This is a genomic window from Providencia sp. PROV267 (genome assembly GCF_028477825.1).
GTDB lineage: Bacteria > Pseudomonadota > Gammaproteobacteria > Enterobacterales > Enterobacteriaceae > Providencia > Providencia stuartii.
Genome location: NZ_JAMPLX010000018.1, coordinates 74,751 through 98,223 on the forward strand (window position 1 = coordinate 74,751; position 23,473 = coordinate 98,223).

The window sequence follows — 23,473 nt, forward strand, 5'->3', positions numbered from 1 at the left end:
GTCGTTATTTGGCTGTTTTTTATTTTTCTAAAGATACTAGAAATACTTTAAGAAGCTGATTTAATGCGTTTTGTTCGTCAGTGCTCAACCCCGCCACTAATCTTGCTTGATTAGCGACATGTGCTTCAATCGCTTGGTTAATTAAGGATAAGCCATCATCGGTTAATGACACCAAAAAGCCGCGTCCATCTTCTGGATTAGGATGGCGTTTAACTAACCCAGCTTTTTCAAGTTGATCAATACGATTGGTCATTGTGCCAGATGTCACCATCAGTGTAGCCAACATATCACCTGGTGAGAGAGTGTATGGGTGACCCGCGCGACGTAGTGTCGCTAATACATCAAAACTAGAGCGGTTAAGGCCAAATTGTGCGAAAACCTTCTCCATTTCACGGGTGAGGTGGAGAACAATATTACCTAGTCGACCGATCAGCCCCATCGCGCTGATATCTAAATCAGGGCGTTCACGTGCCCATTGTTGAATGATTTTATCTATACGATCCATAGGCCAATCATGACAACTATTTATCTTGACGTCAAGTTAGTTTAAAACTATCTTGATATCAAGATAAATGGGAAGGGTTTTATGATGAACCGATATACGGCTTTGTTATTAACGGCATTAGCGCCGATTGTTTGGGGAAGTACCTATTTGATTACTACTGAGATGTTACCATCGGGCTTCCCGCTAACATTGGCAGTATTAAGGGCATTACCTGCGGGATTGCTATTATTGATTTGGCTGCGTAAATTACCTCAAGGGATTTGGTGGTTACGAGTAACGCTATTAGGCATTTTAAACTTCTCGCTGTTTTGGTGGCTCTTGTTTGTTGCTGCCTATCGTTTACCCGGAGGCGTCGCGGCAACAGTAGGGGCGATACAACCACTGATTGTATTATTCTTAAGTTATTGGTTATTAAAAAGCCCACTTTCCGCATTGTCTATAGCCTCGTCTTTTGCAGGGATTGCGGGTGTTGCAATATTATTATTGACCCCTAATGCTGCACTAGATTTAACGGGAGTGATCGCGGGTATCGCCGGCGCTTTTTCAATGGCGGCAGGTACCGTGCTGAGTCGTCGTTGGCAGCCACCAGTAACGCCATTGATATTTACAGCATGGCAATTAACTGCTGGCGGGATCGTTTTATTGCCATTCGCTCTGTGGTTAGAGCCTTCATTACCATCATTAACGGTTATTAATATGATAGGGATAAGCTATCTGACTTTAATTGGTGGCGCATTGACTTATGCTTTATGGTTTAGAGGACTTGCTTTGCTTGGCCCAAGCGCAGTCGCTTCTTTAGGGTTTTTAAGTCCAGTTAGTGCTGTCATATTAGGTTGGATAGTATTAGATCAGAGCTTAAGTTTATTACAGCTTTTAGGTATGGTGGTGATATTAGGCAGCGTATGGACAAGCCAACAATCAGAAAAACGATTAGCACAGCGTAGATTACAGCAGCTAGCATAACTAGCTAAACGACGTAGTATCTATGTGGCATAAAGGGTAAGTTGCATATGAAACTTACCCTTTAATGTTATTTGAAAATAATGAAGCTAACGAGCGTAGTTCTGCTTAATGACCCGTCCGTCAGACAAAATGGCTTTTAACGATTGTGGAGGTAAATCTTTAAATACTTGCTTAGAAAAATTGGCCATGATTATTGAGCCATCACTGAAGCGAGTTTCTTGTACCCAGCCTTGATTATCAAGCCATTGAAAGCCGACCATTTTTTGATCCCATAAAGCCTCGTGTAGTGGCCGATAAACACTGTTAGATTTCATCATGGCGGGGAGGCGCTGGTGAAGGGTGCTACGGCTTAAATTGTATAAAGGCGCGGTATTATATAACTGGCTGAGTAACTCTCTCGTTACCTGTACTTCGGGGAATTTGAGGTTATCAAAGGTCCAGTGATGAGTACTAATAATAGTATCATGGAAGACAGCTTGGTACATTGGGAGACGCCAACGGGGATCAAATACAACGGTTAAATAAGGTTGTTTTAATCTTGCTTGTTTAAAAAAGGTCGCTGGTTCACTTTCAGGCCACCAGGCACCTAAATAGTAAGGAGAATGCTTATCTTTATGGATACTAGGATCGCCCCAACCAAAACCCCACGTTTCCATCCCATGGGCAAACATTAAATGCTTTGCTGTTAAGGCATTGCCATCTTCAGATCCTAAAGGAATTCTAAGGTTTTTTTCAATCCACTGCATACGAGCATTACGGGCGTGTGTCATTTGCTCTGCACTTGTGCGATTTTCTGGATTATAGTCATTTGTTACCATCGCGGTACCATCGACATCAAGGAATAAACTATTCGTTGATGAAAGCTCAAGTAATTTTCTGATCCTATCTTGTGAATAACTTAACATGCAGCCTGGATTTAGGTAGTAACCTTTGCCACTAAACCCAGCTAATTTGGTGCCTTTTTCCTGCACAATGGCGCATTTTTCGCGTAATTCGTTGGTGACTTGAGCGGTAAGCCATTGGTCATTTGTACCAACAGGGATCCCGGTATCATAGGAGTCATAACTGCCAATTAAATAACCCAGCTCGATGGCTTGTTCAACTGCTTGAGGCTGATAAAAGGTTACGGTCCAATTATCAACTCCTAACCAAAGTTTATCTAGTCCTCTAATGTTGAGCTGGTTAATCAGTGGAATTGATAAACCTTGCCCCCAGTTTTCGCTTGCGATTAACCATGGCCCTAACTGCTGTGTAACAACTTGCTTTATTTTTTGTGCTTGTAGCTTCTGAGAGTATAAAAAATCACTATCGTCAGGTGTTTTTTGATTAGGAACGATACGCTTGAAGGCTTCATTCAAAGCTCCAACTAAGTATGGTTGCTGCCATTTTTCAGGCGGTGAGAGCTTAATCTTTTTGAATGCTTCTTGCGCTTCTTGTTCTAGTGCATCCCAAATAGACCGACCATTCGGAGATTGTAAATATTGGCTTAACCCTTGCCAATCTTTAATATCTTGCTGATCAAGCAACCCTTTACCCCATACATAAATGTGAGTCGCACCAATTAGCTTTTGTCCATCGGGGATATCCGCGAATTTTTCTCGTAATGTTTTAATTTCACCCTTTGATTCTAAATATTGGCGGTAAGCGAAAGCGCCATCCAATGGGGTATCGCCAATTGAGAGTATTACATCAAAGGGACGGTTTAGATTAAATTGGTCAAAGACATGACGAGCAGACATTTTCAGCTGTTTAGATTGGGTCGTAAAATCAATCTGATTACCAAATGGATTTGCCATTAACCAGCTATAAACGTGTTTTTGCTGTTGGCCCCATAATGGGAGTTTAAGGTCATAGTTAGTATCAATCCCATTTTGTTCATTGATTAAATACTGTTGCCATATGGGATTGTCAGTGGGGATGTGACTGCCTTCACCTAACGGCAAATATAGCGCTGAAACTGTGATAGGAGATTGATACCAAAAGAGTTGTTGAGTTTGTGTTGTGGTAAAGCGTAAATGAAGTTGTTTACCTTCAAGATGAGCCGTCACTTCCATCTGTTTATCTGGCCAATACCACTTGGCGCTATCTGCACCCGAGTTAAGCTTTTCAACAGGGGTATACTGAGTGCCTTCATTAATGATCTCATCTTGATAAGTCATTTTTAAGGTTTCGGGTTCAATGGCGATAGAAAAATCAGTATTTTCTAGCGTTATGCCGTGAGCGATTGAGCTAATAAATAGTAGGGCTACGGTAATTTTGCAGGAGTATTTGGTCATTTAATTATAAACTCTACTTTTATAAAATATTTTAATGTGATTAATGAAATTCTAACTTGAGCGAAAAGAAATCAAAATCAGATTTAAGTATAGATAAAAACTCGAATTAATCGCGTTAAGTTGAATATATTGGCTAATCAAATTATTGCTTATTAAACAATAACTGTGACATTAATCGTCGATGTCTGCTGTTAATATCGGCCGGAATGTTTGAAATGATTAATTTTTGTTTACCAATAATGGGAGAAAAGTCGGGATGTAGTACTATAAGAAACGAGAAAATAGCTTGGTATACCTGTGCTTAATCGCTTTGAACCATCAGATTAAAAAGCAATGATAATGTAGTTTTGTGAGAAGCGGATCACTCATCACCGGTTATACTATGAACGTTATTTAGTTAATTTGGATTGAGGTGAATATGCTGTTTTCGGATGAAGACAATAGGTTGTTAATTGCCGAAGATGCTTTCTTATTAAAAGGTTTTTTATTAGGGAATGGGCAGGCATTGATATCAGCGCTTGATGAGGTGGTAGAGCAATCACCTTTTCGATATATGGTGACACCGGGTGGATATGGTATGTCAGTGGCGATGACCAACTGTGGCCCTTGGGGATGGGTAACTGATCATAAAGGTTATCGATACCAAAAGAGTGACCCTGTCACAAATAAACCTTGGCCCGAAATGCCGACAATTTTTATCGAATTAGCAAGGAAGGCCGCTGAAATGGCTGGTTTTTATCATTTTTCACCAGATGCATGCTTAATCAATCGTTATTCTGTTGGGGCAAAATTATCACTACATCAAGACAAAGATGAAATGGATTTTTCTCAACCGATCGTCTCTTTTTCTCTAGGGCTACCTGCAACATTTGATTTTGGTGGCTTAACTCGTGAAGCGCCCAAGACAGCACTACTATTAGAGCATGGTGATGTGGTGGTTTGGGGGGGGAAATCTAGGCTAAATTACCATGGCGTACGTAGCATTAAAGCAGGATGCCATCCGGTTTTAGGGGAATTTAGAATCAATATCACTTTTCGGCGTTGCCAGTAAAAAAGGATGTCGCTGATAAGCTAATAATGTCTATACAGATAAAAAGAATATAACCCCTTATTTTGCTCATAAATTTTTGTTGTAATAATTTTAAAAACTACTTGAGAAAGTTTAAACAGCATTAAAACGACTGATGTCGTTCAGGCTATTGAAGATTGCTGTGTATCCGAATATAAATAGTGCTATGAAAAATATTAACAAAAACAGCACTGGGAATAATGATGTACAGTTTTCAAAATGATTATAATGAAATAGCACACCCCGCAGTCATGAAAGCGCTAAATGATTTAGTTGGAAGCCGTTTTGATGGTTATGGAACAGATAAATATACTCAACAAATTGCGGAGAAAATTAAGTCTAGAATAGGGCGTACAGACGTAGATATTCACTTTTTTAATGGTGGTACGATCACCAATTTAACAGCCATTTCCCATGTTTTGCGTCCACATCAAGCCGTAATTGCCGTCGATTCTGGGCATATTGCGACCCATGAAACAGGGGCTATTGAAGCAACAGGCCATAAGGTCCTCACCGTTAGCTCAGACTCCGGTAAACTTGAACCAAAGCATATTCAGGCGGTACTTGCCGAGCATAGTGATGAGCATGCAGTACAACCCAAATTAGTCTATATCAGTAACTCAACAGAAATAGGTACTGTATATCGTAAACATGAACTTCAGGCTCTAAGGGAGGCCTGTGATCAATATGGTTTGTGGCTATTTATGGATGGGGCGCGTTTAGCATCTGGATTAATGTCGAACAAGAGTGATTTAACAATCGAAGAAATCGTTCAAATGACGGATATGTTCTATATCGGTGGAACAAAAATAGGCGCTTTTTCAGCAGAAGTATTGGTGCTTTTAAATCCTGCACTTAAGTCTGATTTCCGCTATACCCTAAAACAAAAAGGCGCTTTGCAAGCAAAGGGTTGGTTGTTGGCGGCACAATTTGATGCACTGTTTAGCGATGACCTATTTTTTCAATTGGGGGCATATGTTAATGATAAAGCGACACAGCTAGTGAACCTTTTTGAGGAAAAAGGTTTTGGCTTCCTTGCGCCACCAGAATCTAATCAAATTTTTGTGGTTTTGCCTAACGAACTTGCGACTAAATTGATGTCTCATTACGTATTGCGTAAGATTTGTGAGCCTGAGGCAGGGAAAAGCTGTTTGCGCCTTTGTACTTCCTGGTCAACAACTCAGGAAGATGTTGATAGATTTATTTCAACATTTAACTCATTAATTTAATGGCAATTTATCAACCCTGAAATTAAATTTGGGGTTGATATGCTTAATGCTATAAGAGCGAATGGAGTTAGCTTGTTAGCTTAGCACTCATAGCGTAATAGGAAATAAGCTTAATATATTAATGGCTTTACGATTTATCTCATAATACAAATCGGATCATGAGTGCAAAATAAACGTTTTTCTGTTGTAAGGGATTGTTTGTATGCCATGGACTTTTTCTCACCCAGCAGTGGTGTTTCCATTAAAACAATCTAAACTTGGTCGATGGCTTAGTTTACCAGCACTAATTTTGGGGAGTTTAAGCCCAGATCTGCTTTATTCTTTTGGGCTGTATCAAATAGCGGCACAAGCCCATCATGTCGTTGGATGGTTTTATACGGGGCTGCCAATTTGCTTGATTATTTATGTTGTGACTTATTGGCTCCGAGTTCCGTTATCAAAGGTGGTACCATTTCAGTTTCCCCAAAATTGGCGGTGGAGCGCAAAAAATGGCGCCATCCTGATATTTTCATTTTTTCTCGGAGCGCTAACACACATTATTTGGGATTCATTTACTCATGATACAGGGGCTGTTGTTCGTCATTTTACATTTCTTAAATCAAATTTAAATATTATGACGGATAGCCAAGAGATTGCTATTTATAAGCTATTGCAGCATGCGGGCTCTTTATTCGGCGCACTGTATCTGTGTTATAAATACTGGCAGTACCATTATCGACAAAGCCAAGAAAATCAATGGGAAAATATTCATAGACTTAAAAACCTTTTTGTTATTGCTATTATTTCGGCCTTTTTAGCGGCACCGCTCGCGTACTATTTAGTGCCCAAAGAGCCACATTTGCATATTAACCGGTTGGTCTACCTCGAATTAACATTAGCGGTTCCATTTTTCTTTGGTTTATTAACTGTGTTTGCCTTATGGAAACAATATACCCTCATCACCGTGAACGAAAAGTAAAAGTGCTATGTAAAATAAAACTCACCTTGCTGTTATATCTTGGTAAGATAGCCTTTAATATTGTAGTTACGGGGTAACTTTATGTTTATTTGGGTAGATGCTGACGCCTGTCCGAAAGTGATTAAAGAAGTGCTGTACCGCGCGGCAGATCGCGAGAAAGTTCAGATAACGTTCGTCGCTAATCAACGGTTAACCGTTCCTCCTTCAGCCTTTTTACGTACCTTGCAAGTTCCAGCAGGGTTTGATGTGGCAGATAATGAAATAGTACGTCGTGCACAATTGGGTGATTTAGTGATTACTGCTGATATTCCTTTAGCGGCGGAAGTGATGGAAAAAGGCGCTATTGCGTTAAATCCAAGGGGAGAGCGCTATAGTGAAGCGACCATTCGTGAGCGTTTAACAATTAGAGACTTTATGGATACGATGAGGGCAAGCGGTGTACAAACAGGGGGACCTGCAAGTCTAAGTCAACGTGACCGGCAACAATTTGCAAATGAACTAGATAAATGGTTATTGCAACGTAGGAAAGCATTAACTCAATAATGGTTGGGGTTTATGATGTCACCTTAAAGCCGTTAAAACCGTTCTAAGGTGACATGTCATATATATTCATTACGGTACTCTTATTATCCGAAGATCAGTCGTCACTGTCTAATTTTGGTTTACAGGTGTACACCCAAGCTGGTGGAAAATTTAGATAAACCCTCTTTTTGGTAAAAGAAAAGTAACGTGAGAACATGGACTCACACCCTTGAGTATATTGAAATAATATAAGGCTTCCGTTGTTTTTTATTAACCTCTCTTGTACCTTTTTGAGAATTTTCATCCCCATCTTCTTTCTTAGTGAACGAAAAGGGATCCCTGAAATAACAATATCATAATCACCCGATAGATATTCTGCTGAGCAATGATGAATTGTTGTTCGATGATCGTCTATCTTCTGCAAAATTTTAATGAAATCATTATTGATTTCATAGAGTTCTAAATATGCTAACGATGACATTCGTTGCAAAATATATTGCGTTATAACACCGTTACCTGCACCGATTTCTGCGATTTTATAACTGTTTCTCCAATCAATATTGTTGAGCATGGTATTACATAACCAACGAGAAGAGGGCAAGACAGTTCCCATCTTAGTTGGCGATGCGATAAAATTTTTCATATAAAGTGGATAGTGATTTATTTGGTAAAAAAAAGATATTTTCATATTGTGTACCTATAGTAGGGTTTTTTAGGCTCTTATTTATACCGGTAGACCACATTCACTACAGAATTTCGCTTCTTTATTTAAGATTGAGTTGCACTGTTTACATCGCATAATATTTTGATATTGCTGATTAACATCAGAGTAGCTATCGCGATTTTGATATTCATATTGGTCATGTTGGCGACCATGTTTAGAATAACCGCCATGACCTGAATCACGCCCATGTTTTGAATATCGAGAATGCTTGCCTAAGCCAAATAACCAACTGAGAAATGACATGATACAGTCCTCCATCGTTGAACAGGTTTATACTATAAACCTTGGATATAGCACCAAGCTCAATAATTTTTATGCATAATTACAATTAATTACACTGAAAATTTATTTAATAACAAAATTTGACGCTAATAGTTAAATCTCTATAAGAAATAAGAAAGATAAAATATGAGGTAGGCTTAATGGCAGGAATAGATTAATTTTATATCAGTGTATGGCGTACATATTAGGGGGCATTATTTAACTTATGCATATGAGATATAAAGTCTCAAAGCGCTTATTGTAAAACAGTTATAAGCGCGAGAGAAATTAAGCGCTGACGCTATTAAGATGTTGGGTTGTCAATGTGTTCTGTACTGTGGTTATTGGCCCTCATGATTTGGGCGGTGATGAACATATTCAATAACTGTGCCATCGGGATGAACTGCATTAAAAGCCCTTCCGGTTGGTACATCTTGTAGTGGGAAAATAATTTTCGCGCCTTGTTCGACTAATTTATCGTAATAAGGTTGCACATCATCAACGAGGAATGTCGTATGAGTACTCGTAAAGGGGGCCAATTTGTCATCTGGCCCTTCAATGATCAAGAAAGCACCTACCATGGCAAGACGCAGTTGGTGCTCAGGGAAAGGGAAAAAACCGTCTATAGTGATTTGTTGCAGTTGTTCATAAAACGCAATGCTACTTTCTAATTCACCTTGCTTCACGAAAACACGAGCCATCACACGTGGGGTAGTTAAATGCTCGCTTGAAGGGTGCTTGCGCCAAAGTTGTGTTAATTTCATTGCTATCATTTCCTTTTTGGGATCCAGCCACTTTGAAAATACAAGCAAATTAATAAAATATCGAGGGCGTTTTGAGTCAATTTTATTCTAATATCTATCAATAAGGTATAAGTTACCCATCGATGTTATTACGCTATTGAGAATGGCAGATGAGCAACATTTAAATAGATTTAAGATGTTGGATTTTATTGTTAACTATGAGTGAAAAATTGGTTGGTATTATTTGCCTTAGTCTTTAAGAGAATTCCAAATTAAATCCCCTTAAACTTAAGGTATATTTTTTAATTTTATAACTAGTTATGTACAATGAATAGACTAACCCTACAAAAAGAACAGTATTCGATCTCTGTCATAAGACAGTCGTTATACTGGATGACATCAATAACAGAATGGACATTGACAGAAAAAGACACTACGTATGAGGTGTCCTTTAAAGACTGTAATGATGATACTTTATTTCAATTTAATCGCCTATTGAATGATTATACTTTAAGAGAACAGATTGATATAAAGACAAGAGATATCAGAAGCTCGATTATGAGTAAAGTATTGGCCAGTATTGATGAGCGTTTATCTCAATGAATCTTTTACCTTTTAATTTTGAAAAAATAAGTGAAGAAGATTTTTTCATAAGTAATCTTGCGGGGTATTCGACCACGCTAAAGTCTGAAAATTTTTTTGAGCTAGTTAACGAACATGCAACATCGAATGAACAACTAAACAAAGAACTAATAGAAAAGCTATTTATTAGCAATAATGTTTTGTTAGCAGAGAAGATGCTTTCTTCAGCACTTGGAAAAAAAATAACAAATGAGATCAAATTTTCTCCTATTTTTATGATAGTACCGACTCTCAGATGCGATCATACGTGTAAATATTGCCAAGTTAGCCGCGCCTCATTATCAGCCAAAAATTTTGATCTTAAAGAAGAAAAAATCCCTAAAATAATATCATTAATAAAAAAGCTTTCATCTAAACCATACAAAATAGAAATTCAGGGAGGGGAGCCTCTACTACGTTTTGATTTAATAAAAAAAATATATCAAGAAGCCGTGATAGTACTTGGGGAAGAAAATATTGAATTTGTTATTACATCAAGTCTATCTTTGCTTAACGATGATATGATTGATTGGTCTATCAATAAACCTATCTATTATTCGGTTTCTCTTGATGGAACGGAATCTATCCATAATAAGAATAGAATTTTACCCAATGGCAATTCATTTCAACTCGTTGAAAATAATATTAAAAAATTACAGAAAGCGCTTGGTAAATCACATGTTGCAACAGTGACCACAGTGACAAAAGCTTTACTTGACTCCCCACATTTGCTACTGGATGCACATCAATCGTTAGAAATATTCGATATTTTTATTCGGCCTATTAGTCCTTATGGATTCGCTAAAAACAAAGATGATTACACTATTGATGAGTATCTTGCTTTTTATTCCAAACTATTAGAGCTTGTTCTTGAAAAAAATAAGCAAGGAATTCCATTTGTCGAACATTCTGCTGCAATCCACATTAAAAGAATAAATAATCCAAATTTTGCTGGATACGCAGATTTGAAATCACCTAGTGGATTGATTTTCAATAGCTTACTATTTAATTATGATGGAAAGCTATATGGTAGTGATGAGACTAGAATGTTACAAAAAGTCCATCCTGATATTGATTTTTCCATTGGAGATATAGAGCAGCTTATATTTTCACAAAATCCTATCTACCATCAATTGCTGTCTGACTCACTGAATATGCTCCATGTCGGATGTGATAATTGTGCGTATCAACCTTTTTGTGGCGTTGACCCATGCCAAAATATTAGCCTATTCGGTGAGCCTATCGGTAATAAAAGCTTATCGCGTTTCTGTTTATATCATAAAGGTATGTTTAATCTCTTATTATCTAAAATAATAAAAAACAATGAAGATGCAAAGATTCTAAAGGAATGGTCTTATGCCTAACGTTGTAAGAAATGATCAATTTATATTACTTGAGCCAATTCCTGCTGGATATTATCAGCTATATAAGGACCAGCTATCTAGCCCTGAGTTTTATTTTGATAATATCCTAGTCGTTAAGGAAAAGAATGTAGAATACCATACTGCTGGAGTGAAACATGTTATAGCGGATGAAACATTATATCATTCAATCGAAAGTGGTGATATTGCTTCTGTAACAATGAACAAAATGAGAATTATTCTTTCTAGAAAAGCCAATCATAATACGCTATTGCTGACAGAAAGATGTAATAACTTATGTTTATTCTGCTCTCAGCCACCTAAGAATATATCCGATAGTTGGTTATTAGATGTTGCTACACAAGCGTTAGCTGCATTTAAATTAGAAGGAGTTATTGGAATTAGTGGCGGTGAGCCTTTGCTTTATGGGATTGAATTTATTGAGTTTTTGGAGCATGTTAAAAATAATACGCCAAAAACAGCATTACATATTCTGACGAATGGCAGAGCATTTAAAGATTTAATGTTTACAAAACAAGTAGCAAATATTGCAAAAGAGCTTCCTATTACTTTTGGGATCCCGCTATATTCAGCCTCAGCAAGTATACACAATAAACTAGTATCAAGTGATGGTGCATTTGAAGAAACAATATCAGGCATTATCAATGCTGGTAACAGTGGATTAAACATAGAATTAAGATTTATTCCTACAAACTATAATTATTCAGATCTATATACTGTTGTTGAAATGGCAGGACGTGTTTTTTCAAACATCAATCAAATTTCAGTGATGAATTTGGAAGCGACAGGGTGGGCTCGTAAAAATTGGAAATCGCTTTACGTAAATCCTGAGACCTATCTTGAATCACTACAAAAAGCGATTGATATCGCAGAAAGATCTCAATTACCTATTGTATTATTTAATTATCCTCTCTGTCATATCTCACAGGATCTATGGCAGTATAGTGTTCAATCAATATCTGATTGGAAGAATTACTATCCTGATGATTGCCTTCACTGCAAAATGATGGGCGAATGTGGAGGGTATTTTAGTTCATCTTATGGTCAATACCACCAACCACCGAGAGTTATAGTATGAAAAAATGGAATTTAGCAGCATTATTACCTGGGTTTCTTGTGCTAAATAATCAAGTATTTGCAGACTCTGCGATTACGTTTAAAAATGAACAATCTTATCAACCCGATGATCTTATTTTTGCTCCTTTAAATACTGAAACGCCAATATATATTGCAGGTCATCGAAGTCATAGTTCACATCGAAGCCATCGTAGCCACAGTTCTCATCGTTCTTCCTCGGGTGGTGGTTATTATCGTTCGGCTCCTGTAACACCATCTTATTCGGCTCCAGCGACAAATAATCAGCAGCGTAATTTATCTGGAAATGCACAAAATTCAGCTAACAAAAATGACTATGCAGCAAATATTAGGCAATCAACACTAACAGCAGAACAACGTAAAAGATTGGTGATGCGGGTTCAATATGCACTTTTTGAGAGAAATTATTTTGATGGGGTAATAGATGGTGTGATGGGGCCTGCAACTAGAAACGCGATAACGCGTTATCGACAAACATACGGGTTACCGCTTAATGTGTTTATAGATGCAGAACTACTGAATTCCTTGGGAATATATGCATCAAACTAATCAAGGCTAATGTTGCCATGTAAGGATATTTAATGAAGGGCTATTTTCTTTTTATATTAACATTCTTTTTTTCTGGCATCGTATATGCTGATGATTACCTCTACAATTATCGTTATGGTACAGGTTCACCATATGGGTATAATTATGATGTTTCTGGAACAGATGATTATGGTGAAAGTGTCAGCGGGAATATTGATATTCAAGGGAAATACGGAACAGGTATAATAACTAATTCAGATGGTGAAGAAGTGGATGTTGATGTTGAATGGGATGGTTATGGCGAACTTATCGCTGAAGATGCTGATGGCAATAGCTATGAATTATCAGTTGATTAACCTAAGATCCAACATAACAGATATTAACTAAATATCACTCAGTGTAAACATCGTATGTATACGATAAACAATGATAGCAGTTACCATTTATATCCAACACCGATGGTATAGTTGGTATTGTTAGAATCACCTTTATCTGCATTGATTTTTTCTCTAATAATACTGGCATTCAAATTTAGTCCATCGGTTAAGTGATACATCATGCCAAGTCGAGCATTTAAATCGAGGCTCACATCATTATTAAATCCTCGACCAATACGACCTTTGGTGTAGATGCTTATTGTTTTAGCAAATAGGTATTGGTTAAAATCCCAAGCCAATGACCCTTGCATATAATTATCATTGACCCCATTGCGATATGTCATGTGTTGATAACTGAGAAGGCCAGTAAATGAAAGCGAACTTAGCTCGGTATTCCATACTTGCCAACCAGGGCCTGTGCCAACACCACCTTTGGATTTTATGTCTTCGATCCAATCATGTTGATAATTAAGTGAGCCACGCCAGAAGAAAGATGGATTAATAAAATAGTCTAATTCATAACCTAAATTGTAGTAATAACTACTGACGTTATGGTCATCTTTATTCCGGAGCATTGCACCATTTAATCCATGGCGCCAATCTTTCGCCGATATTTGCATATTGGCATCGAATGAATATTTCTCGCTGCTTGAGGCCCCTTTATTATAGGTAGCGCCTGCATTTATTCCACCCGTGATTTTTGTTTGTTTTAGGGGAGTACCCTCTAGTTTTTTACTTAAAACCAAATCATCGTTAATTCTCATTTTTTGATGCTTATCACCACTAATTAGGATTATTTCGCCTTCTTTTGACGCTTCAATAGCATCGATTTGTTGCCATTTATCTGGAGAACGCAGTTTGATAACGACCGGTTCATCAATATCAAATGTCTTTATATCATTTAGTTTGACCCTTAATTCTCCAGCATAACTGGTTTTAATAAGCACCTTATTATCATCAATAATACTTATCATTCCTGACAGCGAATCTCCATTTTTCAAATAGATATTATCAGCATAAGCAGAGGTTGTAATTGAACCTATAATTAAAATTGCTAAATATCGCATTAAATTAAACCTCATGCTGTGCTAGTGATATCAATCACTTAACCGTAACGCCGATAAAATTCGATATCAATAGCCTTTACTCAACTAGGCGGTATATTTATTTTCATTTACTAAAGTATAAATTTATTTAACTCTCAAAGAGGGTGAAAAATAAATATCACTTAAGTATTTTTTGGTTTGGCATTAATAAAAATCCCATTGCTTTGCTTTTAAAAAATCACGGGTATTTATCAAGCTAGGGTCAATAAGTCCATCAGAAAAAGAATGATTGATATCGTAAAATTGATCTATATGACCACCTTTTTAGCAGTTTGAGTGCTATATTATTAACTCCTACGCGATGACAGAGGTGAACCAATGAAAATGTTAATGCTGCAAGAAATGACCGATGCTCAACGGGTTAGAGTAAATACGCGGCTCGGTCAAGAGAGAAAGAAATTGGGGCGTGAATTAACCAATGCGGAGCACAGTAGGGTAAAAAATGAAATTGTTGCTGAAATATCAAGGGAAGTTGAATTAGCAGCGAAAAAAGCGAGGGCACAAAAAAGGAAAGACAAGTTAGCTGCTAGTGATGAAACATACAGTTGGTCAACACATAACCATCGGCGAGGTTTCCGTTAACTGTACTACCTTGAATTGACCAATAGAACTTATTACTACTTACAGAGGGATGAGATTGGCTCTGTAAGTAGGCTCATTTCTTTTAAAACGCATTAGCGGTAAGCCACTGTAAAACATCCTCATAGCAACCACGATATATAATTCGATCTTGTTTTTTCTCGAGTTGATAGTGGTACATTGGGTCGTAATATTCATGAAGTAGGGGGCATAACCAAGCAAAATGGGCCTCTGTTGAGCCGCTTTTTTGTTGTTCGATTAATGCGCTATCTAGCAAGGTGCTGAGTTCTGCCGCGCGTTGTGTACCTAAACGACGACGAATTGCCGATATGCCATGATGCAAGTATTCACTGTAAGCCTCCCAGCCTTGCTCTTCACCATAAGTACTTAAAAAGTCGTGAGTCATACGATCAAAATACTCAGCTTTAAGCCGCTCTAAGCGTAATTCAAATGGATCTTCAACGACCACTAATGATGCTTGTGCCATTTGGGTACGTAAAGGTTGAGGGAGGCTATTTGCACCAATTGCACGGCCTTCATCTTCGATGACCCAGCGGGAATATTGTTGTGATTTTTTCAGCAGTTCAACAGCAAGATGATTTTCAAATGTAGCTTGCGAATATTGCTGTTGTAGTGTGCGACCAAAAGAAGAGCCTCTATGATGAGCGATACCCTCAAGATCAATACCATCCGGCAGTTTACGTACCATTGTCGTTTTTCCGCTACCAGTACACCCACCAATAAGGACAATCGGTCGTTGTACTAACTCTTTTGTTAACTCAATAACTGTCTGTCGTAAGGCTTTATAACCACCAACAATTAATGGGTATTCAATACCGATTTCACGTAGCCATTGCTGAACAATGTGTGAACGCATGCCACCTCGAGCACAGCAGATATAGCCTTGGGGAAATTGTTGGCAAGCTTTATGCCATGCGGCTAGTCGTTCTGAGCGAATGGCACCATTAACCAATTGGTGGCCTAATTCGACCGCTTTTTTCGAACCTTGCTGTTTGTAACAGGTCCCAACGGCTGCACGCTCTGCATCATTCATTAAAGGCAAATTATGAGCTGCTGGCATTGAGCCTTGTTTAAATTCAATAGGCGCGCGAACATCAATTATTGGTGTATCTGTGGCTAGGATCTGTCGAATATTTTTCACTAAAGGAGTTAATTCCATAATAAAAACGGTGATATCAATCCAATCGAAGCGACTACTATACTCCCATGTTGGAATGAAGGCACGCAATCATAAGGCTGGCTCTTAGACAATCAGCCAGCCACATTAGTGACGCTGTCACATTTGTTATGCTATTTTGTATTTTAAGAGATCTTTTCTAAGATCAATTTCACTATTTCTTCTAAGGGTAACATACCGTCAATAATGTAATCACTGTCGTTTTTTCTCTTTTCTGCATCGCAACATAAGAAGGCCGCGAAACTATTCGCTGATATTTGCAAAAATTTCATGGCGAATTGCGTTTTGGCGGTTCCGTAAAATGCGTCGAGATAAAGTGATATCTAATGGGGTTTCTAAAAGAAGGCATATGAAATTTTATTAGCTAATGCAGGATGTACTTTTGCAAAAGGGTAACCTAAGAGGATGTAATTAAATTTACCTTAAGCAATTTTGTCATTAATACAGTGGATGAATGGTGCGATATCCCATTCATCATAATTTCCACCACAAGTAATCCAATCATCAATATCTGACGAGTCGGTTGGATAATCATAACCGTCAGCAACTATGAGGGCGCATTTTTGCTAGCCCTTGTGTTTTTGTATCATATAAACGCCATAGAAATGATTTTTTTGAGTTTTTACTTTGCAAGCCGCTCTTCACATTGAGATTTTATTGTAAGAATAAAATCTTCGATTGTTTTTGAGTTTGAAACATCAAAGGTCTCACCGGTTAAATAGGTTCGTTGTGCCGCTGACAACAATTGATAGTGTGAGGGGGTATTAATCCTATGTAATAACCAATCCGCAGCCTCTGATTTGGAGGCAATTTTTTGTGTCGACAAGGTATACAAAATGCGTGCTAAGGCGAGAATAATATTACATTCATCATGTTCCCAGTCGTCCTGATCGTTCCATTGTTCTAGTGTCGCTTTTAGCGCTTTTGATAAATCACTGAACGGAATAGGTAGAAAAGAGTGAGTAGCATCGTTACCTAGTATTGCAATGCTGTGCTGGTGAACTTTAGTCAGTAAAATAGCGATATCAGGGTCGATTTGAGGCGGTTCAAATATCCCTGAAACAATATCATCTCTAAGCCACTCGCCAAATTGTAATTCACGGCGAGGAGGGTAATGCCATTTCTTAACTGATTCATTAAGTAAGACTGTTACCTCTAACGCGCGTTGTTTTGGATCGGAACCTGGCCAAGCCGAAACCGTTAAAAGTTCGCTCATCAATTGTTGACGTTGCTGCTCTGAAAGAGGGGCATCGACAGTAACGAGTAAGTCAATATCACTAAGAGGTTTTAGGCCACCATGTAATGTGGAGCCATAAAGGTAAATACTATTTAGTATCTCGCCAAGGTGTTTGTCAATGAGCTGACAGGCGGATTTAACTTGTTGCAGTATGCTAGTATCAATATGTTCAAAATTCATATTAGTTTTAGTGTCTTTGTTATTAATTTTATCAACAGGATCATACACTAATAAGTCATCAACAAATCAGAATATGGCAGAATGAGGATTTGGGTAATTACAGTATTACATTTTCAAAATACTGGCGCGTTTAATACACGCCCATGCTACCACGAGTAGTACAAATAAAAAATTTTACCTTTGAAAACCTGTGATATTTTCAGAGTTAATAATTTTGTCATGTATAATAAACAAAATAAATCTTGCATCAGACCGATCGGTCTATTACATTGTCGATATGAACAGAAAGACTGAACATGATACCCGGGAACATCTTCTTGTCACTGGTGAGCGCCTTTGTCTTCAGCGTGGTTTTACTGGAATGGGGCTAAGTGAGTTGCTAAAAACGGCAGAAGTACCAAAAGGGTCGTTTTATCATTATTTCCGCTCTAAAGAAGCTTTTGGTGTTGCGATGTTAGAGCACTATTACGCCGGCTATCTACAAAAGTTGGTGAAGCACTTCGAGCATGGAGCAGGTAATCATCGTGATCGTTTACTTGCCTATTATGGAAAAATGTTAAACAACACTTGCCAGTTTGACCATACAACAGGCTGTTTGACGGTGAAGTTATCAGCAGAGGTATGTGATCTATCAGAAGATATGAACATTGCGATGGATCAAGGTGTGAGCCAAGTCATCGCGCTACTGGCACAAACACTGGAAAATGGGCGTGATGAAAAATCACTGAATTTTTCAGGGGAGTCGCTATCTATCGCACGGGTTCTTTATTCTTTATGGTTAGGTGCAAATTTACAGGCAAAAATATCGCGTAGTAATAAGCCGATGGAAAGCGCACTGGCCTATGTGGAAAAAATGATTGCAGCGCCTGAAAGTTAATAGGCGTTTTTATTTACTCAATTACTAGTCGACCGGTCTAATCTGGAGCTTTTATGTCACAGAAAAAACTATTTACACCTCTTAAAGTGGGTACACTAACCGCACCAAATCGTATTTTTATGGCACCACTAACCCGTTTACGTAGCATTGAACCCGGCGATATTCCGACTCCATTAATGGGGGAATATTATCGCCAACGTGCCACCGCAGGGTTGATCATTTCAGAGGCGACTCAAATTTCTGCACAATCAAAAGGCTATGCCGGAGCTCCAGGGCTACATAGCACCGAGCAAATCGCTGCATGGAAAAAAATCACTTCAACGGTTCATGAAGCAGGAGGGCGTATTGCTGTTCAATTGTGGCATACCGGGCGAATTTCTCATGTTAGCCTTCAGCCTAATGGGTTAGCTCCCGTCGCACCTTCAGCAATAAGTGCAGGAACACGGACATCATTACGCGATGAAAATGGCCGTGCTATCCGTGTCGATACATCCATGCCTCGTGCATTAGAAACAGAAGAAATTCCAGCGATCGTTAATGACTTCCGTCAAGCGGTTGCTAATGCACGGGAAGCAGGTTTTGATATGGCTGAATTGCATGCTGCTCACGGTTATTTACTGCATCAATTTCTCTCTCCATCCGCGAATCACCGTACTGACCAATATGGTGGAACAAGGGAAAATCGTGCTCGTTTTCTTTTAGATGTTGTTGATGCAGTTTGTGCGGAATGGGGGGCTGAACATATTGGGATCCGTATCTCACCTATAGGTACATTTCAAAATACCGATAATGGGCCGAATGAAGTTGACGATGCCCTGTATCTCATTGAAGAGCTAGACAAACGTCATATTGCCTATTTGCATCTGTCTGAACCTGATTGGGCGGGCGGTCAACCATATACTGATGATTTCCGTCAAAAAGTGCGTGAACGCTTCCACGGTGTGATCATTGGTGCTGGCGCTTACACTACAGAAAAGGCAGAAAATTTAATCGAGAAAGGGTTGATTGATGCTGTTGCATTTGGTCGTGATTTTATTGCTAACCCTGATCTCGTCGCTCGCCTTAAAAATAAAGCTGCACTCAATCCTCAGCGCCCTGAAAGCTTTTATGGTGGTGGCGCAGAAGGGTATACAGATTATCCATCTCTCTGAGTATTAATGTTGATAGCGGCGATAACTCGGCGCTAATATTTAACACTCACATATATATGAATTAACGTATATGTTAGGTTGGTATAAATTGATAACATGATAAAGAAGTGGATGTGGAACCATTACAATTATTCAAATTATTAAGTGACCAAGCGAGATGAGATATTGTACTGCGGCTAAACGTATCGGGAGAGTTATGCGTATGTGATATTTATACGGTATTAGATTTTTCTCAGCCAAAAACATCTCGCCATCTTGCAATGCCACGTAGCTCCGGTTTATGACTTGATTCAAAACACGGTACATAGATAAGGGGTCGACAATTGTTTACCCAATTTATCCTGTTCTAATTGATGTTTTATGTATTCTTGTATTCGTTTCGTATTCTTACCCACCGTATCAACAGAGTATCCTCCGCACCAAAATTCTCTTTTACGATATTTAAACTTTAAATCGCCGAACTGTTCATAAAGCATTAGGCTACTTTTCCCTTTTAAATATCCCATAAAGCTCGAAACACTCATTTGAGGCGAAATGTCCAACAGCATGAGTATTAGCAACTGATTACTAATACCTTATCTAACTAGAAATGCTTTCGATACACTACATAATAGTAACATTACTTCACTATATGATTTTTTTAAATTTAAGGATACGGATTGAGTATTTACACATCATTTTATACTTAAGGGATATATTCTGATATTTGGCAGTAAAAAAATTCTAGTTAAATTAAAAAAATACTCAGAAAATAGGTTATTATATTTATGTGTTAGTAAATAAATGTAAACATATATTTCAATAAAACAATAAAAAATTTTAAGAAAAATCTGTTTTTAATTCAATACTAAACCTTAATAGCGGGGTTTATGAGTTTCAATTTTTATTATGCATTATGTGTTGTTTTTTTGTTGATGATAATTTTTTAAGTCAAATCATTTTAAAGTTAAAAGATTAAAAATGTCTTTTTATTCATATGATTATTGTTCATTGGTGGTGGTGCGCACAATATGAGCAAGTTAAGTGGGTGTTAAATTATAGTTAAGAACAACTATAGGGACAATTGAACGTTTAACTCTCATTTTTAATGAAGAATATTTAACAATTGAATTATTAAAAATAAAAGACAATTACATTTGCTTACTCACTGCATGAATATTCACTCTAGAAAAAAATTTTTTTTGGATTAGAATCTTCGCCAATCCCGTTAATTAAGAAAGTTAAGTTTTTTTCAATTAATTAAACGTGGATGTCAATATGGAAATATGAGTGTATATGGAAAACATGAATTTAGAGTTTAAAAATAAATTTCTTTAAAAGAAAACAGGAAAAGAATCGATCAGCCTATTCATTAAGTTGAAATCAATTCATTTCTATTTAAGTCCTGCGATTAAAAAGGGTGTTGTAATCGTAGGATAAATATTAACTTACACCCAATTATTAATAAATATTTAAGGTCTTATTATGTTTAATCAAAAAAATATGATTGCTCTATGTGTTGCTGCTGGCTTAGGATTCGCTGGTGCTGCTTCTGCAGGTCAAAACGCTCAAGTAAATGTTTCAGGTCAAATCGCAGCTGCAACCTGTGATTTAAGTGTTAGCAATCCTAATATTGACTTAGGTACTCACATTTCTGCGGATATTACAGCAGCTGGTGATATTGCTTCAAGTGCAAAAGACTTCACTCTACAATTAACTAATTGTAGCAAAGATCAAACCGGTGCATCAGTTCAATTATTTGCTAAAGGAACTGCATTGGACGCGAATGGTGATTACTTCAACAACACTGCAAATGCAACTGTTGGTGTTAAATTAACTGCTGATTCTAAACCAGTTAAACCTAACACAAGTGTTGATTTAACTTCTGTGACTGGATTAGCTCAAGGTTCTTCTGCTTCAATCGCAATGAACGTTGGCTTATATTCAACAGTAGGAACTCCTGCTTCACAACGCATTGATGCTCCAATTACATTCTCTGTAAGCTACGAATAATAATTATTTAAATGAGATGGCAGAAATGGCCATCTCATTTATCACTTGTTACTTAATAGAATGACTATTGGAGATAAATTATGAATTTGATGTCAACTATCAGATACTCAATAATTGGAATGATGATATTTGGTCTTGAAATTACAGGACTATCAGCTGCTGGGGTAGGCCTTAATACTACTCGAATTGTTTTTCCACAAAATAGCCAATCTATTCCGGTAACTGTTCGCAATAGTACAGAGAACGAAGAATATCTGGTTCAGGTATATTTAACGAAAACACCTAGTGATTCTACCCAAGAGAAGGTATTTGATATTCTTCCTCCTATGCTCTATTTGAAACCGGGACAACAGCGAGATGTTCGTATTACTGAAACCTCTAGCTCAATGAATTTACCGAAAGATCGTGAATCAATTTATTACTTACATGCAAGAGCAATCGCACGCAGTGAAAAAAATTCAGAGTTGGATGTTTCAAATATGAAAGGTGATGTAAAAATTGCAATAGAAAATGTGATTAAAGTATTTTATCGCCCAACTGGGTTAGTTCAGACTTCTGATAAAGCACAAGAAAGTTTGACGTTTTCAGCAGTTCAAGGCGGTGTGCAAGTCACAAACAACTCTCCTTATTATATTACATTAGCATCTTTAAAAGTTGGTAATAAGCATATAGATATTTCAGCTAAAAAGAACAACACGATGGTGGCGCCTTTTAGCAATATAATTTATCCGACAACTGTGAATACAGGCCCAATCACTTGGGTAACTATTAATGATTTAGGGGGCTATGTTGAACATACGAAACCATAAATTATCCACCTTAGTCGCATGTTTATTAATGGCTTCTACAATGCAATCTTTTGCAGGAAATAAACTAGAAATACTTGCAGATATACAAAGTATTGGTGAATGTGACATTGAGGTAACGCCATCAAATATCGAAATGACTCGTCGTCCTGTTGTCGGAGATTTTAGATTAAATGATGCTGTAGATATTACGCCAATAAAACTTTCATACCAATGTCGAGATTATGAAACAACGGTGATGCCCGAAGTAATGGTAACAGGTGATGTATCAAATGACCCTAATCTATTTTTAACAGAGAACCCTGCTGGAGCAAAAGGGGTTGGTTTTATGCTGAAAAATGGCGAAGTGTCAGAGTTGGTAGGGTTCTACTCTAAGGGAAAAACCTTAAAAAATAATGAAAGCTTTTATTTACCTGCTGGAAGTACAAAAGGTTCTTTACCAATGACCATCGGATTTGTACGTCAAGCAGACAATAGCACCGTTACAGCGGGTTCTGCAAAAGCATCAATTTTATTAACCGTTGTAATGCCATAATTCAAAAAAGAGGATACCAATGTGCTGCGGTTAATTTTATCTTTTGTATCGATTGTATTCTGCCAATCAGTATTAGCACAAGTGAATACTGTTGCTGTCGATTTTGAAGCGACTTTTTATAAAAAGACTTGTGAAGTTGATGTTTCAGAAGCTGTGATTGATTACAAAAAAGTTTCACCAGTTGATATTGTCAAAAACGATTCGGGTGAAACCACAAAGTTAAATCGAGATATAACTTTGAAGCTAGCAAAATGTACAAATGTTAGCGATTTATCTAAAAGCAAAATTTTTGTATCTGGACAAACAGAAATTTTCAATGGAAAACCTTTATTCAAAGAAAGTGGAACCTCAAAAGGTGTCGGTATTAAGTTATTAGTTAATAACATTGCGAAAACAGATGGTGATGTTCTTTTCCGGCTTAACTCTAGTAATGCTATCGGTGATACCTTTACAGTGACAACAGCATTATCTTGCGGTGAATGTAACGATACGAATCAAATAACAAAAGGTAGTTTTAAAGCGTCAATGATATTCACCGTACTCACTGACTAGCTAATCT

The 23,473-nt window shown here is 37.6% G+C and carries 25 protein-coding genes and 2 pseudogenes; 18 read left to right on the forward strand and 9 right to left on the reverse strand.

Going from position 1 to position 23,473, the window contains the following annotated elements; all coding sequences use genetic code 11:
* Positions 1–19: 19 nt before the first annotated feature.
* Positions 20–505, reverse strand: a complete 486-nt coding sequence (locus PR709_RS12730) for a MarR family winged helix-turn-helix transcriptional regulator (RefSeq protein ID WP_060561018.1) — start codon at positions 503–505, stop codon at positions 20–22.
* 81 nt (positions 506–586) lie between these two features.
* Between PR709_RS12730 and PR709_RS12735 the strand changes: the two genes are divergently transcribed.
* Positions 587–1,468, forward strand: coding sequence for an EamA family transporter (locus PR709_RS12735; RefSeq protein WP_404824280.1), 882 nt, complete (start codon positions 587–589; stop codon positions 1,466–1,468).
* 86 nt (positions 1,469–1,554) lie between these two features.
* On the opposite strand, the gene PR709_RS12740 is transcribed toward PR709_RS12735, so the two are convergent.
* Positions 1,555–3,744, reverse strand: a complete 2,190-nt coding sequence (locus tag PR709_RS12740; RefSeq protein WP_272570915.1) for a glycoside hydrolase — start codon at positions 3,742–3,744, stop codon at positions 1,555–1,557.
* A gap of 418 nt (positions 3,745–4,162) precedes the next feature.
* On the opposite strand from PR709_RS12740, the gene alkB reads away from it, so the two are divergent.
* The 4 genes from alkB to PR709_RS12760 all read left to right on the forward strand — a co-directional run bounded on the left by alkB (position 4,163) and on the right by PR709_RS12760 (position 7,543).
* Positions 4,163–4,795, forward strand: a complete 633-nt coding sequence (gene alkB / locus PR709_RS12745) for a DNA oxidative demethylase AlkB (RefSeq protein WP_004919878.1) — start codon at positions 4,163–4,165, stop codon at positions 4,793–4,795.
* 221 nt (positions 4,796–5,016) lie between these two features.
* Positions 5,017–6,042 (forward strand): threonine aldolase family protein, encoded by a 1,026-nt coding sequence (locus tag PR709_RS12750; protein WP_272570916.1) that lies wholly within the window; start codon positions 5,017–5,019, stop codon positions 6,040–6,042.
* Between the two features lie 202 nt (positions 6,043–6,244).
* Positions 6,245–7,000: a DUF4184 family protein gene (locus PR709_RS12755; protein WP_004919884.1), complete on the forward strand. Its 756-nt coding sequence runs from the start codon at positions 6,245–6,247 to the stop codon at positions 6,998–7,000.
* An 81-nt stretch (positions 7,001–7,081) separates the two neighbouring features.
* Positions 7,082–7,543 (forward strand): YaiI/YqxD family protein, encoded by a 462-nt coding sequence (locus PR709_RS12760; protein WP_004919887.1) that lies wholly within the window; start codon positions 7,082–7,084, stop codon positions 7,541–7,543.
* Positions 7,544–7,637: 94 nt separating this feature from the next.
* Here the strand turns inward: PR709_RS12760 and PR709_RS12765 are convergent, their stop codons facing one another.
* The 3 genes from PR709_RS12765 to PR709_RS12775 all read right to left on the reverse strand — a co-directional run bounded on the left by PR709_RS12765 (position 7,638) and on the right by PR709_RS12775 (position 9,271).
* Positions 7,638–8,210: a class I SAM-dependent methyltransferase gene (locus tag PR709_RS12765; RefSeq protein WP_004919889.1), complete on the reverse strand. Its 573-nt coding sequence runs from the start codon at positions 8,208–8,210 to the stop codon at positions 7,638–7,640.
* A gap of 36 nt (positions 8,211–8,246) precedes the next feature.
* Complete coding sequence (locus tag PR709_RS12770) at positions 8,247–8,489, reverse strand: hypothetical protein (RefSeq protein WP_171830577.1); 243 nt, start codon at positions 8,487–8,489, stop codon at positions 8,247–8,249.
* 359 nt (positions 8,490–8,848) lie between these two features.
* Positions 8,849–9,271 carry a VOC family protein gene (locus tag PR709_RS12775; protein ID WP_040133141.1) on the reverse strand — a complete coding sequence of 141 codons (423 nt, stop codon included), beginning with the start codon at positions 9,269–9,271 and terminating at the stop codon, positions 8,849–8,851.
* A gap of 306 nt (positions 9,272–9,577) precedes the next feature.
* Here PR709_RS12775 and hxsD point away from each other — a divergent pair, with 306 nt between their 5' ends.
* The 5 genes from hxsD to PR709_RS12800 are packed head-to-tail and all read left to right on the forward strand — an operon-like array spanning position 9,578 to position 13,232.
* On the forward strand, positions 9,578–9,853 hold the full coding sequence (hxsD, locus tag PR709_RS12780) for a His-Xaa-Ser system protein HxsD (RefSeq protein ID WP_004919898.1): 276 nt from the start codon (positions 9,578–9,580) through the stop codon (positions 9,851–9,853).
* Positions 9,850–11,235: a His-Xaa-Ser system radical SAM maturase HxsB gene (gene hxsB / locus PR709_RS12785; protein WP_102780547.1), complete on the forward strand. Its 1,386-nt coding sequence runs from the start codon at positions 9,850–9,852 to the stop codon at positions 11,233–11,235. Before hxsD ends, hxsB begins: the two co-directional genes overlap by 4 nt.
* Entirely contained in the window at positions 11,228–12,331 is a 1,104-nt protein-coding gene (gene hxsC / locus PR709_RS12790; protein WP_272570917.1) for a His-Xaa-Ser system radical SAM maturase HxsC, read from the forward strand. The genes hxsB and hxsC overlap by 8 nt, the downstream gene beginning before the upstream one ends.
* On the forward strand, positions 12,328–12,897 hold the full coding sequence (gene hxsA / locus PR709_RS12795; RefSeq protein ID WP_004919908.1) for a His-Xaa-Ser repeat protein HxsA: 570 nt from the start codon (positions 12,328–12,330) through the stop codon (positions 12,895–12,897). Before hxsC ends, hxsA begins: the two co-directional genes overlap by 4 nt.
* Before the next feature lie 32 nt (positions 12,898–12,929).
* Positions 12,930–13,232 (forward strand): hypothetical protein, encoded by a 303-nt coding sequence (locus PR709_RS12800; protein ID WP_004919911.1) that lies wholly within the window; start codon positions 12,930–12,932, stop codon positions 13,230–13,232.
* A gap of 80 nt (positions 13,233–13,312) precedes the next feature.
* On the opposite strand, the gene PR709_RS12805 is transcribed toward PR709_RS12800, so the two are convergent.
* Positions 13,313–14,320: a DUF481 domain-containing protein gene (locus tag PR709_RS12805; protein WP_040133142.1), complete on the reverse strand. Its 1,008-nt coding sequence runs from the start codon at positions 14,318–14,320 to the stop codon at positions 13,313–13,315.
* A 357-nt stretch (positions 14,321–14,677) separates the two neighbouring features.
* Here PR709_RS12805 and PR709_RS12810 point away from each other — a divergent pair, with 357 nt between their 5' ends.
* Complete coding sequence (locus PR709_RS12810) at positions 14,678–14,941, forward strand: DUF3811 domain-containing protein (protein ID WP_004919917.1); 264 nt, start codon at positions 14,678–14,680, stop codon at positions 14,939–14,941.
* An 82-nt stretch (positions 14,942–15,023) separates the two neighbouring features.
* On the opposite strand, the gene mnmH is transcribed toward PR709_RS12810, so the two are convergent.
* Both mnmH and aadA36 read right to left on the reverse strand, forming a co-directional pair.
* Complete coding sequence (gene mnmH / locus PR709_RS12815) at positions 15,024–16,118, reverse strand: tRNA 2-selenouridine(34) synthase MnmH (RefSeq protein WP_004919920.1); 1,095 nt, start codon at positions 16,116–16,118, stop codon at positions 15,024–15,026.
* 640 nt (positions 16,119–16,758) lie between these two features.
* The gene (gene aadA36, locus PR709_RS12820; RefSeq protein WP_154611447.1) at positions 16,759–17,553 is read right to left on the reverse strand and encodes an ANT(3'')-I family aminoglycoside nucleotidyltransferase AadA36; all 795 of its coding nucleotides are present in this window, start codon (positions 17,551–17,553) and stop codon (positions 16,759–16,761) included.
* 277 nt (positions 17,554–17,830) lie between these two features.
* Between aadA36 and PR709_RS12825 the strand changes: the two genes are divergently transcribed.
* The 3 genes and pseudogenes from PR709_RS12825 to PR709_RS12835 form a co-directional block, all read left to right on the forward strand.
* Positions 17,831–18,430 (forward strand): TetR/AcrR family transcriptional regulator, encoded by a 600-nt coding sequence (locus PR709_RS12825; RefSeq protein WP_004919929.1) that lies wholly within the window; start codon positions 17,831–17,833, stop codon positions 18,428–18,430.
* Between the two features lie 53 nt (positions 18,431–18,483).
* Positions 18,484–19,581, forward strand: a complete 1,098-nt coding sequence (locus PR709_RS12830; RefSeq protein ID WP_004919932.1) for an alkene reductase — start codon at positions 18,484–18,486, stop codon at positions 19,579–19,581.
* Between the two features lie 164 nt (positions 19,582–19,745).
* A pseudogene (locus PR709_RS12835) lies at positions 19,746–19,862 on the forward strand (ArsR family transcriptional regulator); the annotation flags it as partial.
* A gap of 9 nt (positions 19,863–19,871) precedes the next feature.
* Here PR709_RS12835 and tnpA read toward each other — a convergent pair.
* Positions 19,872–20,135: pseudogene (gene tnpA, locus PR709_RS12840) on the reverse strand (IS200/IS605 family transposase); the annotation flags it as partial.
* 910 nt (positions 20,136–21,045) lie between these two features.
* On the opposite strand from tnpA, the gene PR709_RS12845 reads away from it, so the two are divergent.
* The 4 genes from PR709_RS12845 to PR709_RS12860 all read left to right on the forward strand — a co-directional run bounded on the left by PR709_RS12845 (position 21,046) and on the right by PR709_RS12860 (position 23,466).
* Positions 21,046–21,573, forward strand: coding sequence for a fimbrial protein (locus tag PR709_RS12845; RefSeq protein ID WP_004919941.1), 528 nt, complete (start codon positions 21,046–21,048; stop codon positions 21,571–21,573).
* An 80-nt stretch (positions 21,574–21,653) separates the two neighbouring features.
* Positions 21,654–22,382, forward strand: coding sequence for a fimbrial biogenesis chaperone (locus PR709_RS12850; protein ID WP_004919944.1), 729 nt, complete (start codon positions 21,654–21,656; stop codon positions 22,380–22,382).
* Positions 22,360–22,914: a fimbrial protein gene (locus PR709_RS12855; protein ID WP_014658388.1), complete on the forward strand. Its 555-nt coding sequence runs from the start codon at positions 22,360–22,362 to the stop codon at positions 22,912–22,914. The genes PR709_RS12850 and PR709_RS12855 overlap by 23 nt, the downstream gene beginning before the upstream one ends.
* A gap of 21 nt (positions 22,915–22,935) precedes the next feature.
* Complete coding sequence (locus PR709_RS12860) at positions 22,936–23,466, forward strand: fimbrial protein (protein WP_014658389.1); 531 nt, start codon at positions 22,936–22,938, stop codon at positions 23,464–23,466.
* Positions 23,467–23,473: the final 7 nt, after the last annotated feature.

Bases quoted from the DNA above. Each gene is read 5' to 3' on its own strand.
- PR709_RS12730 (WP_060561018.1), bottom strand. From the start codon at position 505: ATGGATCGTATAGATAAAATCATTCAACAATGGGCACGTGAACGCCCT.
- PR709_RS12735 (WP_404824280.1), top strand. From the start codon at position 587: ATGATGAACCGATATACGGCTTTGTTATTAACGGCATTAGCGCCGATT.
- PR709_RS12740 (WP_272570915.1), bottom strand. From the start codon at position 3,744: ATGACCAAATACTCCTGCAAAATTACCGTAGCCCTACTATTTATTAGC.
- alkB (WP_004919878.1), top strand. From the start codon at position 4,163: ATGCTGTTTTCGGATGAAGACAATAGGTTGTTAATTGCCGAAGATGCT.
- PR709_RS12750 (WP_272570916.1), top strand. From the start codon at position 5,017: ATGTACAGTTTTCAAAATGATTATAATGAAATAGCACACCCCGCAGTC.
- PR709_RS12755 (WP_004919884.1), top strand. From the start codon at position 6,245: ATGCCATGGACTTTTTCTCACCCAGCAGTGGTGTTTCCATTAAAACAA.
- PR709_RS12760 (WP_004919887.1), top strand. From the start codon at position 7,082: ATGTTTATTTGGGTAGATGCTGACGCCTGTCCGAAAGTGATTAAAGAA.
- PR709_RS12765 (WP_004919889.1), bottom strand. From the start codon at position 8,210: ATGAAAATATCTTTTTTTTACCAAATAAATCACTATCCACTTTATATG.
- PR709_RS12770 (WP_171830577.1), bottom strand. From the start codon at position 8,489: ATGTCATTTCTCAGTTGGTTATTTGGCTTAGGCAAGCATTCTCGATAT.
- PR709_RS12775 (WP_040133141.1), bottom strand. From the start codon at position 9,271: ATGAAATTAACACAACTTTGGCGCAAGCACCCTTCAAGCGAGCATTTA.
- hxsD (WP_004919898.1), top strand. From the start codon at position 9,578: ATGAATAGACTAACCCTACAAAAAGAACAGTATTCGATCTCTGTCATA.
- hxsB (WP_102780547.1), top strand. From the start codon at position 9,850: ATGAATCTTTTACCTTTTAATTTTGAAAAAATAAGTGAAGAAGATTTT.
- hxsC (WP_272570917.1), top strand. From the start codon at position 11,228: ATGCCTAACGTTGTAAGAAATGATCAATTTATATTACTTGAGCCAATT.
- hxsA (WP_004919908.1), top strand. From the start codon at position 12,328: ATGAAAAAATGGAATTTAGCAGCATTATTACCTGGGTTTCTTGTGCTA.
- PR709_RS12800 (WP_004919911.1), top strand. From the start codon at position 12,930: ATGAAGGGCTATTTTCTTTTTATATTAACATTCTTTTTTTCTGGCATC.
- PR709_RS12805 (WP_040133142.1), bottom strand. From the start codon at position 14,320: ATGCGATATTTAGCAATTTTAATTATAGGTTCAATTACAACCTCTGCT.
- PR709_RS12810 (WP_004919917.1), top strand. From the start codon at position 14,678: ATGAAAATGTTAATGCTGCAAGAAATGACCGATGCTCAACGGGTTAGA.
- mnmH (WP_004919920.1), bottom strand. From the start codon at position 16,118: ATGGAATTAACTCCTTTAGTGAAAAATATTCGACAGATCCTAGCCACA.
- aadA36 (WP_154611447.1), bottom strand. From the start codon at position 17,553: ATGAATTTTGAACATATTGATACTAGCATACTGCAACAAGTTAAATCC.
- PR709_RS12825 (WP_004919929.1), top strand. From the start codon at position 17,831: ATGAACAGAAAGACTGAACATGATACCCGGGAACATCTTCTTGTCACT.
- PR709_RS12830 (WP_004919932.1), top strand. From the start codon at position 18,484: ATGTCACAGAAAAAACTATTTACACCTCTTAAAGTGGGTACACTAACC.
- PR709_RS12845 (WP_004919941.1), top strand. From the start codon at position 21,046: ATGTTTAATCAAAAAAATATGATTGCTCTATGTGTTGCTGCTGGCTTA.
- PR709_RS12850 (WP_004919944.1), top strand. From the start codon at position 21,654: ATGAATTTGATGTCAACTATCAGATACTCAATAATTGGAATGATGATA.
- PR709_RS12855 (WP_014658388.1), top strand. From the start codon at position 22,360: ATGTTGAACATACGAAACCATAAATTATCCACCTTAGTCGCATGTTTA.